Consider the following 11,883-nt stretch of genomic DNA (forward strand, 5'->3'; position numbering starts at 1 on the left):
CAGGTGGTCCCATGCACCTGGCAGAAATCAGCTCACAGTGGTCCCATGCTCATGGCAGACGACATTCGGGTCGGTGTGCGGCCGATCGACCGCACACCGACCCGATTGGCTACACACCCACGCATCGTTCGATGCCGTCGGGCGCGTCGGGCCGATCAGCCCTGTCGCGCCTTGAAGCGCGGTTCCTTTTTGTTGATGACATATGTCTTGCCGCGACGACGAACCACCTGTGCGCCCGGCTTGTTCTTCAGCGACCTCAGAGACTTACGTACCTTCATGCCACGTAGCCTACATGCAAACGGTTGTCGTTTTCATAAGAGGTCTTGTCACGTTTCTGTCGGCTGTCTCGTCCACCTGTTGTAACCCGCAAGAACCACGAAGAGGAGTACACGGATGTCGACTCGTTTCACAGTCTTCGACGCCAGCCCCGAAGCAGTGCGCAAGATCAACGCCCTCGAGATGTACGGACAGAAAGAGGTGGAGTCCGATCTGATCGAGCTGATCAAGCTGCGTGCATCGCAGCTCAACGGCTGCGCCTTCTGCGTCGACATGCATTCGGTCGACATGCAGAAGAAGGGAACGCCCGACCGCAAGATCTTTGCGGTCTCGGCATGGAAAGAAGCCACGTTCTTCGACGAGCGCGAACGCCTGACGCTCGAGCTCACCGAAGCCGTCACCAATATCGGTGGCGGTGTCGACGACGACCTGTGGGCACGCGCCAACAAGGAGTTCGGCGACAAGGGACTCTCGGACATGATCGTGGCGATCGCCACCATCAACGTCTGGAATCGTCTAGCCGTCGCTACCCACCAGGCGCCACCGCCACTGGAGTCTTGAGCAGCTCAGCGCGCGCGGCGATCCGGCGGTTCATGTTGTAGTTCAGTACGAGCAGCGCGAACAGTCCGACACCGAGGTTGGCGACGGCGGCGAAACCTGTCGTCGCGAACTCGACGAGCGCATTGAGCATCGTGAAGATCAACGCCGCGTCGCGGAGCAACCGGATCGGCCACAAGCGGTCGGTGCGGTTCATGTAGAGCATGGCCGGGAGGGCGAGAGCGAACGTGATGGTTGCGCTGACCAACAGGATCGCCGTCGCAACGCTCATCCCGGCCAGCTCGAACGTCACCTTGTCGTCGGAGTAGAAGTAGCCACCGAGGGCGACGCCGAGCGCACCGAACGCCAACCCGAGGAAGGACAGAGCAACAAGAATCCAACCGACGACCGGCACCCACCGGGGACTTCTGAAGAAGTCCGGAATCAGCCGCGGGACCAGCTCCTGCAGCGCACGGAGTCGTGCGGGCACGGGGGCGGCGTGCGCGAGTAGTGACCGGATGTCGGCAACGACCTCCGGGTCGCCACCGTCGGCTTCCGCCCGGTCGACGAGCAGGCGTGCCCACTCCCGCCGATGCTCGGGTAGGCCCGACACGATGCCCGATGCTGCGATGGCGGCCGCATTGGACAGACATTCCTCGGGTGTCGGCGGCCGAACGTCACGAACGATGCGTCCGAGAACGAGCAACACGACGACGAGGACATACATCATCTCCGCCGACGGACCGTAGAAGTAGTCGTTGTCCTTGGTGACGAATTTGCCGACCTCGTCGAGAAACAGCCCGAACCCGATCCCGCCGAGGACGACACACACCACCCGCGTCGCAAAACCGAGGAAGGTCCAGCCGATCAGTAGCGCGAGCATCATCAGCGCACCGCCGTAGAGCGCGTGCGCGATGTGCAGATTGCCGCCGCCGACTTGGGGATAGTCGGTGAGGTGCAGATAGGCGCGGGTCAACAGAATAGTGAGGATGGCGATGACCATGAACGCCTCGCCGGAGGGGCCGCCGTAGGCATCCCGAAGGACCCGATTCCGCCGATCAGTTTTCAGCCTTTTGTCCAACATTGGCCGATTGTCCTCCGCAGAGAGCAATCGGACCATAGGAATGAATCAGGCAGTGCCACGTGCTGTCAGCGCGGCGATGTCGGCGCCGAGCACACTCTGATACGTCATCATCAGCTCGTCGACGTCGGCGAACTGGTCACCGACGAAATGTGTATTCGCCGCGGAGAGTTCGCGATTGCCGGATCGTGCGAGCAACTCGTCGATCCGCGAATCGAGGCTGAGCGTGTGATTGACCGCGGCGATCGATTGCAGTTGCTCCTCGGCCTTGCCGAGCAGATCGCCGATCCGAGCAAGCGCGGACACCCGCTCGACGAGCTGATTCCATACCGGAGCGAGAGCCCGCTCACGTGCTGCGATCTGGGCGCGGGCCGAGTCCGACCGTGCCGCACGCGCCGCGGTCGCGAGTTCGATTCCGATGCCTCGCAACGCAACGGTGTCGACCGCGATCTGCAACAGTTCGTCGGCGAGGTCCAACTGCGCCCGCTGGACGAGAAAGTGGTCGGAATGCCAGACCCGCGAGCTGTCGATTCGGTCGAACAGGGTGCCTGCAAGGAACAGCAGAGCGTCGTGCCGATCGGTGAACGACTGCCCGTCGCCGCCCGGACTTCCGGCAAGGGCATCCGCAGCCCTGCGGCCTGCGTCGGCAAGACGGGCGTTGCGTGTTTGCTGAGCGAGTCTTTCCGCTGCTTCGACCGCGACACCGCGCACCTGGATCATCGAGGTCGCGCGGGCCGGAGCCGGTGTCGCCCGCAATGCGGCGAACAATGCGTCTCGTTGCTCGAGATCCAAGTGGACGCCTGCCCGTCGGTCGCGGCGTATCGCGCGGATTCCGGTCGCATAGTGCGTGGGCGATGTCACTACGGTGCTGCGCGCTGCCTGCAGACGTCGTAGCAATTCCCCGAGTCGGTAGTTGTAGATCATCTGCACGGGTCCAGGCCGCAGCTGTGCCGCCTTTTCCTGGACGCGCCGGTACTCGTCGAAAACCAGGCGCAACGCACCGAAACCGCCGACCGTTGGGATGGTTCGTCCTTCGGCTCGCCGGTTCAGCAGGACTGTTCGAGTCGATTCGTCCAGGTGACCTGCGGCGATGAGCACAGCCGCGTCGTCGGACAGCGGTCGGTCGACGGTGTCGATGCGGCCGAGCTCACACCACTGCCGGACCTGAGCGGAGATCCGAACGCGGCGATCCGCTTCGGTCTCGTGCCAGCCGTCAACGATGTTGTCGTCAGCCATGCAGCCCTCCTGGTTCGCGTTGGACCTGAAAGCTGTCCGGTTGCAATCCACTGTTCCAGAAAGGCAGCTACGCCGCTCGTGCGTCTTTTCGCCAGGTTGCGCCCGCCGAAAAGACGCACGAGGCGCGGAGCGCCCTACGCGGCTGCGACGAGTTCGGTGACGACTCCGGCGATCAAATCGGAGACCTCGACGTTGTTGCGCGGGTGCTCGTCGCCGAACTTCTGGCCTGTGCCTCCGACGATGAGCGTCGCATTGTCGACGACCCGACCGCCTGCAATGCCTACGGCCTTACGGGTGTCTTCCTGCGCCCACTTGCCGCCGTTTGCGCTTGGCGACTGACCGATGACGGCGATCGGCTTGTCCTTGATCGCGCCGATGCCGTACGGACGCGAGATCCAGTCGATGGCGTTTTTCAGGACGGCGGGAATCGTGCCGTTGTATTCCGGCGTCACGAGGATGAGCGCGTCGGCCTGAGCGGTTGCCGCGCGAAGTGCTGCAACGGCTGGGATCGGCGGGTTCGGATCGTCGATGTCAGGGTTGTAGAAGGGCAGATCGGCAAGTCCGTCGAACACGTCGACAGCGACACCCTCCGGCGCCACGTGGGCTGCCGTTTCGGCCAGCTGACGGCTGACCGCACCATCGCGAAGGCTTCCGACGAGTGCGAGAACACGAGACTGAGTCATTGAGCTACTTCCTTAGACCGATCGAGTTGGTTCTTCATCAGGTATAGCAGTACAAACGGACCGCGGTCCACTTACATTCCCGGCGAGTAGAATTCTTTTCGTGATCGGTCAAAATCTGCATGTTGTCGGCAACGAGCCCGGAGAACGGGCCGATGCCGCCCGTAACCGTCGACTTCTGCTCGATGCAGCCGAAGCACTCGTCGCCGAACAGGGACCCGATTGTGTGACGATGGACGCTGTCGCCAACAAAGCCGGAGTGGGCAAAGGCACAGTCTTTCGCCGCTTCGGTAGCCGCGCCGGGATGATGCGGGCACTGCTCGACCACACCGAAAGTCAACTGCAGAACGACTTCATGTTCGGCCCTCCCCCGCTCGGCCCTGGCGCCGATCCGATCGACCGCCTGATCGCGTTCGGGCGCGCACGCCGCGAACTCGTCGAGGTCGCCGGCGAAGTGCTACGCGCAGCCGACTCGTCGACCGAGCTGCGCTATATCCATCCGGCGTACCTGCTGTGTCACGCGCACGTGGCGATGCTGCTTCGACAGGCGGAGATACCCGGCAACGTCGACCTGCTTGCCGATGCGCTGCTCGCACCACTCGATGCCGGATTGTTCATGCATCAGACGAAGGCTCGCGGGATGACGATCGAACAGATCGGTGAGGCATGGGAGGACCTGGTCAGGCGCGTCACCCGCTGTTCGGGATAGTCGTGTCGACGTCGCTGACGACGAATCTGTGACAATGTCGGAAAGGCGAAGATCAGGAGAACGCACGTCTACCTCGGGAGCTCCACACGTGACGACGGCAGGCACCAGCGCATTCGACGTACTCGCCATCGGGCGATGCGGCGTCGACCTGTATCCGCTGCAGGCTGGGGTCGGGCTCGCAGATGTCACTGCATTCGGCAAGTTTCTCGGCGGGAGCGCCGCGAACGTCGCAGTTGCCGCCGCCAAACTCGGTTTGTCGACCGCACTCGTCTCCGGAGTCGGCAACGATCCGTTCGGGACTTTCGTCAGAAGAACTCTCGGCGAACTGGGTGTCGACGCTCGCTTCGTCGGCACGGACGACAACCTGGCAACTCCGATCACCTTCTGCGAAATATTCGCGCCGGATCGATTCCCCATCTACTTCTATCGGCAGCCGAGTGCGCCCGACCTGCAGGTGCGCGCCGACGAACTCGACTACGACGCCATCGGATCAGCCGCGCTGCTCTGGTCGACCGTCACCGGACTATGCGAAGAACCAAGCCGTGCCGCGCATTTCGCAGCATGGGAGACGCGGGCACGTGCCCCGCTGACGGTTCTCGACCTGGACTACCGACCGATGTTCTGGACGTCGCCCGAAGCAGCGCGGTCCCAGATCCGGGACGCGTTGAATCACGTCACCGTTGCCGTCGGCAATCGCGAAGAGTGTGAAATCGCAGTCGGGGAAACAGATCCCGACCGCGCAGCCGATGCCTTGCTCGCCTGTGGCGTCGAACTTGCGATCGTCAAGATGGGACCCGCCGGAGTGCTCGCCAAAACGGCACACGAATCCGTCACGGTCGCACCGAACATCGTCGACGTCGTCAACGGTTTGGGCGCGGGCGACGCGTTCGGAGGCAGTTTGTGCAACGGACTGCTTGCGGGGTGGCCGTTGGAGAAGACTGTGCGATATGCGAATGCAGCAGGCGCCATCGTCGCGTCCCGTCTCGAATGTTCGACGGCGATGCCAACTTCGGCCGAAGTCGCCGCACTCGCCGAACAATCGGAGGCGGCAGGAATGGTCGGACGATGACTGAACTCGTAATTGTGGCGGACCCGACCTCCGAGCCACCTGTCCTGCTGTCGGTGACGCCCGAATCGGCGGGCTGGGCCCACACGAGTCTGTGGATCGTCTCCCTGTCCGCGGACGAAGGTATCTCACTCGAATCCGAAGCCGACGAAATACTCGTCGTGCCACTTGCGGGTTCGGCGGCCGTGACGTGTGGGGACACTCGGTTCGAGTTGCAGGGTCGCGCTTCGGTTTTCGACGGTCCTACCGACTTCGCCTATGTCGGCAAGGATTCGGAGTTCTCGATCGACAGCGAGTTCGGCGGCCGGTTCGCACTCTGCGGTGCGCGCGCGGCGGCGCAACATCCGTTTCGCTATGTTGCCGCAGAGGCGGTTGCCGTCGACCTGCGCGGCACTGGAAACTGCAGCCGACAGGTCCACAACTTCGCCACCGCGGACGAATTCGAGGCCGACTCGATCATCGCGTGCGAGGTCATCACCCCGGGCGGCAACTGGTCCTCGTACCCGAGTCACAAACACGACGAAAGCACCGAAACCGAAACCGAACTCGAAGAGATCTACTACTTCGAGATCGCACCTGGACCGACTGGCGAACGAGGCTTCGGCTACCAGCGAATCCACGGCACTCCAGCGCGACCGATCGAACTGCTCACGGAGGTGCACTCCGGCGACGCGGTGCTCGTTCCACACGGCTTCCACGGTCCGTCGATCGCGGCACCCGGTCACGACATGTACTACCTCAACGTGATGGCCGGCCCAGGCGATGTGCGCGCGTGGCGAATCACCGACGACCCCGAACAGGCGTGGATACGGGCCGCATGGACGGACGCGGCGATCGACCCCCGGCTGCCCTTCGGTCGGGTTCCGGATCACCCATGACGGAGAGGACAATTCGGGCAACGGTCGGTCAAGCACTCGTCCGATTCCTGACCTGTCAGTACACCGAACGCGACGGCGCCACCCAGCGTCTGTTTCCCGCGTGTCTCGGCATCTTCGGGCACGGCAACGTGGCGGGCATCGGTCAGGCACTGTTGGAATCCGAATCGAACGATCCGACCGCGCTCCCCTACATCCTCGGCCGCAACGAGCAAGGCATGGTGCATACCGCTGTCGGCTACGCCCGCGCAAAGGACCGGCTCCAAACCTTGCCGGTCACAACGAGTGTGGGTCCGGGTGCGACGAATATGGTCACCGGAGCCGCGTTGGCCACGATCAACAGGATCCCGGTGCTGTTGCTTCCTTCCGACACCTTCGCAACGCGGGTGGCGACCCCGGTACTGCAGGAACTCGAGCTGCCGGACAGCGGCGACGTGACGGTCAACGATGCATTTCGGCCGGTATCACGGTATTTCGACCGAGTGTGGCGTCCCGAACAGCTTCCGGGAGCGCTGCTCGGCGCGATGCGAGTGCTCACCGATCCAGCCGATACCGGTGCGGTCACCGTGGCGCTACCGGAAGACGTCCAAGCGCAGGCACATGATTGGCCGGAAGCCGTTTTCGCTGAACGGGTCTGGCACATCGGTCGCCCACGACCGGACCACGACGCCGCGCACCGTGCGATCCAGGTGATCCGGGCAGCGCGTGCGCCGCTGATCATCGCCGGTGGTGGCGTGATCTATTCGCGGGCAACCGATTCGCTGGCGCGCTTCGCACAGCAGACCGGCATTCCTGTCGCACACACACAGGCAGGCACCGGCGCGCTTCGCCACGATCACCCGCAGTCGGTCGGCGCGATCGGTGCGACAGGTACGACCGCTGCAAACGCGATTGCCGCCGACGCCGACGTGATCATCGGAATCGGTACGCGCTACAGCGATTTCACCACTGCCTCCAATTCTGCGTTCACGAATCCGGACGTGCGATTCGTCAACATCAACATCGCGAACCTCGACGCAGCGAAGAACAGTGCGGTGAGCGTGCAGGCCGATGCACGCACGACGCTCGACGAACTGATCGTGGAATTGGCGGACTACGAGGTGCCTGCCGCGCACCGCGAACGCACGAGAGTCCTCGCCTCCTCGTGGCATGCAACCGTCGTAACCGCCTGTGCCCCTTCGGCTGGTGCGATCACACAGACCCAGGTCATCGGCATCGTGAACACCGTGTCGGCACCACGCGATGTCGTCGTGTGTGCCGCAGGTTCCATGCCAGGCGACCTGCACAAGCTGTGGCAGGCGCGTGACCCGAAGGGCTATCACGTCGAATACGGCTACTCCTGCATGGGATACGAGATCGCGGGCGGGCTCGGCGTCGCCCTCGCGAGTCCGGATCGCACCGTGTTCGTCTTGGTCGGGGACGGGTCGTTCTTGATGATGGCCGGCGAGTTGGTGACTGCGATTCAGGAACGCGTCCGGCTGATCGTCGTAGTCGTCGACAACCGTGGTTTCGCGTCGATCGGCGGTCTGTCGGAATCCATCGGTTCTCAGCGGTTCGGCACCGAGTATCGCTATCGCTCCGCAGACGGTCGGTTGCGTGGCGAACGGTTGCCGGTCGACCTTGCCGCGAACGCGGCCAGCCTCGGCGCGCACGTGCACAAGGCATCGACGTGCGCCGAGTTCGAGGCTGCCCTTCGCGAGGCAATGGAATGCACGACGGTCAGCGTCGTCGTCGTCGAGACCAACCCTGCCGATAGGTCACCGAGTAGCGAATCGTGGTGGGACGTACCGGTTGCCGAGGTGTCGGCTTTGGCCTCGACACGGGAGGCCCGCGCACGGTACGAATCGGCTCGAGCAGCGCAGCGGTCTTACTTCCGTCCGTCGGACTCGGAACGCGCGCCATGAGTGTGATCCGCATCGGCTCGGCACCGGACTCGTGGGGGGTCTGGTTTACCGACGATGCACGGCAACTGCCCTACGAACGTTTCCTCGACGAAGTTGCCGAGGCCGGCTATCGGTGGATCGAGTTGGGGCCCTTCGGTTATCTTCCGATCGATCCGCAGCAGCTGAGGGAAGAGCTTGCCCAGCGAGACCTAACCCTCTCGGCCGGAACGGTTTTCGAGCATCTGCACCGACCCGGCTCCTGGGATACAGTCTGGGGTCAGGTCAGCCGAGTTGCGGAGCTCACGGCAAAGGTGGGCGGCAAGCACGTAGTCGTCATTCCCGAGATGTGGCGCGACTCGGCAACCGGCGCAGCTATCGAGAGCCGCGACCTGTCGGCAGAGCAGTGGCACGCGAAAACGTCCGGCGTCGACCGCCTCGCCAAGGCCATGTACGAGAGCTACGGCGTTGCCTTGCAATATCATCCGCATGCGGACAGTCATGTCGGTGCGCCCGCCGAGGTCTATCGACTGCTCGAATCCACCGACCCCGACTTTGTACATCTTTGCCTCGACACCGGCCACATCAGCTACTGCGGTGGGGACAATCTCGCGATCATCGGCAAGTACCCCGATCGCATCGGCTACCTCCATCTCAAGCAGGTGGACCCAGCCATCTCGACCGCGGTGACGACTGACGATGTGCCCTTCGGCGATGCGGTCCGGCGCGGCGTGATGACGGAACCACCCACCGGCATTCCCGACCTGCCACCGATTCTCGCTGCGATCGCCCACCTCGACATCGACGTATTCGCGATCGTCGAGCAGGATATGTATCCGTGCGAGCCGGACCGGCCCTTGCCGATCGCGCAGCGAACACGGAAGTTTCTGTCGGGGTGCGGGATACCCGCGCTGCGCTTCACACCGGAGGATGTGCGATGACCGGGCGCGACGAGCTACGTGTTGCGGTGGTCGGCGTCGGAGTGATGGGCGCTGATCATGTCCGGCGGATCGCCGAACGCGTCCGCGGCGCGCGCTGCACGGTCGTCAGCGACGTACTCCACGATCGCGCCGCGGCTGTCTCGGCGTATGCGCCAGGTTCCCGCGTCGTCACCGATCCCTACGACGCGATCGCGGCGGACGACGTGGACGCGGTCGTCCTTGCCTCTCCGGCAACGATGCACGAGAAGCAGGTCCTCGCTTGCCTTGCCGCAGGCAAACCGGTTCTGTGCGAGAAGCCGTTGACAACCGAAGCCGAGACAGCGCTCGACATCGTCCGTCGCCAAACCGAATCGGGCGTCGAGCTCGTCCAGGTCGGGTTCATGCGCCGCTACGACGCCGAGTACCTCGCGCTCCGCGACGCGATCGCGAGCGGCAGGCTCGGCACCCCACTCGTTGCGCACTGTGTGCACCGAAATCCCTCTGTACCAGACTATTTCGATAGCTCGATGGTCATCAAGGACTGCCTCGTGCACGAAATCGATGCCACGCGGTATCTCCTCGGCGAAGAGATCAGGTCTGTTCAGGTGCTGAGGCCGACACCCAACTCGCTGGCGCGACGTGGGCTGCAGGATCCTCAGCTGGTGATCATGGAGACCACATCGGGCCGCCTCGTCGATGTGGAACTCTTCGTCACCAGTGGCATCGGGTACGAGGTTCGTATGGAGGTCGTGGGCGAAAGCGGCAGTGCAACTTTGGGTTTCGGTCGAAGAAGCCCCGGCTTCATCGACCATTTCGTCGCGGCATACGACGCCGAACTGCAGAGTTGGGTCGACGCCGTACACGCGGGTCCGTCGACCGGCTCGTTCGTCGATGGTCCAGGAGCCTGGGACGGCTACGCCGCCGCTGCGGTCTGCGCGGCAGGATTGCTGTCGCTGCAGACGGGCAACCGAGTGAGCGTCGAGCTAGAGCAGCCGTAGCACCTCGCCTGCGGCACTGTGCAATTGGCGACCGTAGCCGGGTCCGTACCCTGCGGCGTGAACCGCGAGCGGATGCAGCTGGTGCAGCGGCACCCGCTCCCGCCACCCCGACCGCAGCGGATGCACGTCGCAGTAGCCTGCGATGACGTCGGGCAGGAATGGGCAGCCGAACAACGCGAGCATCGCAAGGTCCGTCTCGCGGTGGCCACCATGGGCTGCCGGATCGATCAGCACTGCTCCGCGGGGCGTCCATACGACATTGCCGTTCCACAGGTCGCCGTGGATCCGTGCGGGCGCGGCATCGTCGTCGAATGTGCCGTCGGCAACAGCGCCGCAGGCACGTTCGATGTCGCCGAGTTGCTCGGTCGACACACTGCCTTCGTCGACAGCGATTCGAACGAACCCGACCACCCGTTCGGCGGCGTAGAACTCACCCCACCGGCTGTGTTGTGTACTGCTCATCGGGCGTCTACCGATGAAGATCTGCCCGGCGAATCCGTCCGGCGGACAACCGAAACCACCGTCGACACCGGCGTCGTGCATCGTTGCGAGAGCCCTGCCGAGGGCATTCGCGGCAGCGGGGTCGGCCCGACCGGACATCAGCCGTTCGAGGTCGATGTGGTCTTGCGCGACATCGATCACATCGACCACCGGAGCGCCCGCCGCGCCGAGCCAGCGCAACCCCGCGGCCTCCGCCGCATAGAAGTCGGGGTGCGCGTCGGGGTTTCGTTTGGTGAACAACGCGCTCGACCTCGCCACCTGACCCTCCCCTGTTCGTAGCTACAGTGCCTACATGGCGAATCTACGCGAGCAGATCATTGCCGAGTTGGGCGTCGCGCCCAGCATCGACGCGAAAGCCGAGATCAGGCAGCGGGTTCAGTTCTTGAAGGATTACCTGCGCTCCACGCCCGCCACCGGCTACGTGCTCGGCATCAGCGGTGGGCAGGACAGCACACTCACCGGGAAACTCTGCCAACTGGCCGCTGAAGAACTGCGTAGCGAAGGGCACGAGGCAACCTTCGTCGCCGTCCGGCTGCCGTACGGAGTACAGGCCGACGAGGACGATGCACAGGTCTCGCTGCGGTTCATCTCGCCCGACCGAAGCGTCGTCGTCGACATCAAGCCGGGCGCCGACGCGGCAGGTGCTGCCGCGGCGGCGGGCCTCGGTGTGGATAGGTTGCGAGACTTCGTCCGCGGCAACGTGAAAGCGCGGGAACGAATGATCGTGCAGTACGCGATCGCAGGCGAACTCGGGCATCTGGTTGTCGGCACCGATCATGCGGCAGAAGCGGTTACCGGTTTCTTCACCAAGTTCGGCGATGGCGGAGTCGACCTCACACCACTCACCGGGCTCACCAAACGTCAAGGTGCGGCGCTGCTCGCCGAACTCGGTGCGCCGCCGAGCACGTGGGCGAAGGTGCCGACGGCCGACCTCGAAGACGACCGCCCCGCGCTGCCCGACGAGGTAGCTCTCGGGGTGACCTACGCGCAGATCGACGACTATCTCGAAGGCAAGGACGTTGCGGCCGAGGTCGCGACGAAACTGGAGTCGACATTCCTTGCCACGCGCCACAAAAGGACGGTTCCGGTCACGCCGGCGGACGTGTGGTGGCGCTAGGCGGCTA

Annotated in this window: 13 protein-coding genes; 8 read left to right on the top strand and 5 right to left on the bottom strand. The window is 64.0% G+C overall.

The features are described 5' to 3' along the window. Window positions 1–155: 155 nt before the first annotated feature. Complete coding sequence (gene ykgO / locus ACHIRB_RS10795; RefSeq protein ID WP_199702939.1) at window positions 156–278, bottom strand: type B 50S ribosomal protein L36; 123 nt, start codon at window positions 276–278, stop codon at window positions 156–158. A gap of 115 nt (window positions 279–393) precedes the next feature. Between ykgO and ACHIRB_RS10800 the strand changes: the two genes are divergently transcribed. Continuing rightward, the gene (locus ACHIRB_RS10800; protein WP_395125992.1) at window positions 394–837 is read left to right on the top strand and encodes a carboxymuconolactone decarboxylase family protein; all 444 of its coding nucleotides are present in this window, start codon (window positions 394–396) and stop codon (window positions 835–837) included. Here the strand turns inward: ACHIRB_RS10800 and ACHIRB_RS10805 are convergent. The 3 genes from ACHIRB_RS10805 to ACHIRB_RS10815 all read right to left on the bottom strand — a co-directional run bounded on the left by ACHIRB_RS10805 (window position 803) and on the right by ACHIRB_RS10815 (window position 3,813). Then, complete coding sequence (locus tag ACHIRB_RS10805) at window positions 803–1,897, bottom strand: hypothetical protein (protein WP_395125993.1); 1,095 nt, start codon at window positions 1,895–1,897, stop codon at window positions 803–805. The genes ACHIRB_RS10800 and ACHIRB_RS10805 overlap by 35 nt on opposite strands. Before the next feature lie 45 nt (window positions 1,898–1,942). After that, window positions 1,943–3,130, bottom strand: coding sequence for a hypothetical protein (locus ACHIRB_RS10810; RefSeq protein WP_395125994.1), 1,188 nt, complete (start codon window positions 3,128–3,130; stop codon window positions 1,943–1,945). A gap of 134 nt (window positions 3,131–3,264) precedes the next feature. Next, complete coding sequence (locus ACHIRB_RS10815; RefSeq protein ID WP_395125995.1) at window positions 3,265–3,813, bottom strand: NAD(P)H-dependent oxidoreductase; 549 nt, start codon at window positions 3,811–3,813, stop codon at window positions 3,265–3,267. A 100-nt stretch (window positions 3,814–3,913) separates the two neighbouring features. Between ACHIRB_RS10815 and ACHIRB_RS10820 the strand changes: the two genes are divergently transcribed. The 6 genes from ACHIRB_RS10820 (at window position 3,914) to ACHIRB_RS10845 (ending at window position 10,258) form a co-directional block, all read left to right on the top strand. Continuing rightward, window positions 3,914–4,519, top strand: coding sequence for a TetR/AcrR family transcriptional regulator (locus tag ACHIRB_RS10820; protein WP_395125996.1), 606 nt, complete (start codon window positions 3,914–3,916; stop codon window positions 4,517–4,519). A gap of 88 nt (window positions 4,520–4,607) precedes the next feature. Continuing rightward, a complete protein-coding gene (iolC, locus tag ACHIRB_RS10825) occupies window positions 4,608–5,588 on the top strand; it encodes a 5-dehydro-2-deoxygluconokinase (RefSeq protein WP_395125997.1) in 981 nt (326 codons plus the stop codon). Further along, a complete protein-coding gene (gene iolB, locus ACHIRB_RS10830; RefSeq protein WP_395125998.1) occupies window positions 5,585–6,463 on the top strand; it encodes a 5-deoxy-glucuronate isomerase in 879 nt (292 codons plus the stop codon). Before iolC ends, iolB begins: the two co-directional genes overlap by 4 nt. Further along, on the top strand, window positions 6,460–8,364 hold the full coding sequence (gene iolD / locus ACHIRB_RS10835; protein ID WP_395125999.1) for a 3D-(3,5/4)-trihydroxycyclohexane-1,2-dione acylhydrolase (decyclizing): 1,905 nt from the start codon (window positions 6,460–6,462) through the stop codon (window positions 8,362–8,364). The genes iolB and iolD overlap by 4 nt, the downstream gene beginning before the upstream one ends. Next, window positions 8,361–9,281 (top strand): sugar phosphate isomerase/epimerase family protein, encoded by a 921-nt coding sequence (locus ACHIRB_RS10840; RefSeq protein WP_395126000.1) that lies wholly within the window; start codon window positions 8,361–8,363, stop codon window positions 9,279–9,281. The genes iolD and ACHIRB_RS10840 overlap by 4 nt, the downstream gene beginning before the upstream one ends. Next, a complete protein-coding gene (locus ACHIRB_RS10845; RefSeq protein ID WP_395126001.1) occupies window positions 9,278–10,258 on the top strand; it encodes a Gfo/Idh/MocA family protein in 981 nt (326 codons plus the stop codon). The genes ACHIRB_RS10840 and ACHIRB_RS10845 overlap by 4 nt, the downstream gene beginning before the upstream one ends. On the opposite strand, the gene ACHIRB_RS10850 is transcribed toward ACHIRB_RS10845, so the two are convergent. Beyond that, complete coding sequence (locus ACHIRB_RS10850) at window positions 10,244–11,017, bottom strand: fructosamine kinase family protein (protein WP_395126002.1); 774 nt, start codon at window positions 11,015–11,017, stop codon at window positions 10,244–10,246. The two genes, ACHIRB_RS10845 and ACHIRB_RS10850, sit on opposite strands and share 15 nt — an antisense overlap. 34 nt (window positions 11,018–11,051) lie before the next feature. Here ACHIRB_RS10850 and nadE point away from each other — a divergent pair, with 34 nt between their 5' ends. Beyond that, the gene (nadE, locus tag ACHIRB_RS10855; protein ID WP_395115410.1) at window positions 11,052–11,876 is read left to right on the top strand and encodes an ammonia-dependent NAD(+) synthetase; all 825 of its coding nucleotides are present in this window, start codon (window positions 11,052–11,054) and stop codon (window positions 11,874–11,876) included. The last annotated feature ends 7 nt before the right edge of the window (window positions 11,877–11,883 follow it).

Origin of the sequence: Antrihabitans spumae (assembly GCF_043944905.1) — a bacterium.
In the GTDB taxonomy this organism is placed as follows: Bacteria; Actinomycetota; Actinomycetes; order Mycobacteriales; family Mycobacteriaceae; genus Antrihabitans; species Antrihabitans spumae.

Coding starts and splice junctions, on each gene's coding strand:
- ACHIRB_RS10800 (WP_395125992.1), top strand. CDS start 394: ATGTCGACTCGTTTCACAGTCTTCGACGCCAGCCCCGAAGCAGTGCGC.
- ykgO (WP_199702939.1), bottom strand. CDS start 278: ATGAAGGTACGTAAGTCTCTGAGGTCGCTGAAGAACAAGCCGGGCGCA.
- ACHIRB_RS10840 (WP_395126000.1), top strand. CDS start 8,361: ATGAGTGTGATCCGCATCGGCTCGGCACCGGACTCGTGGGGGGTCTGG.
- ACHIRB_RS10815 (WP_395125995.1), bottom strand. CDS start 3,813: ATGACTCAGTCTCGTGTTCTCGCACTCGTCGGAAGCCTTCGCGATGGT.
- ACHIRB_RS10845 (WP_395126001.1), top strand. CDS start 9,278: ATGACCGGGCGCGACGAGCTACGTGTTGCGGTGGTCGGCGTCGGAGTG.
- nadE (WP_395115410.1), top strand. CDS start 11,052: ATGGCGAATCTACGCGAGCAGATCATTGCCGAGTTGGGCGTCGCGCCC.
- iolB (WP_395125998.1), top strand. CDS start 5,585: ATGACTGAACTCGTAATTGTGGCGGACCCGACCTCCGAGCCACCTGTC.
- ACHIRB_RS10805 (WP_395125993.1), bottom strand. CDS start 1,897: ATGTTGGACAAAAGGCTGAAAACTGATCGGCGGAATCGGGTCCTTCGG.
- ACHIRB_RS10810 (WP_395125994.1), bottom strand. CDS start 3,130: ATGGCTGACGACAACATCGTTGACGGCTGGCACGAGACCGAAGCGGAT.
- iolD (WP_395125999.1), top strand. CDS start 6,460: ATGACGGAGAGGACAATTCGGGCAACGGTCGGTCAAGCACTCGTCCGA.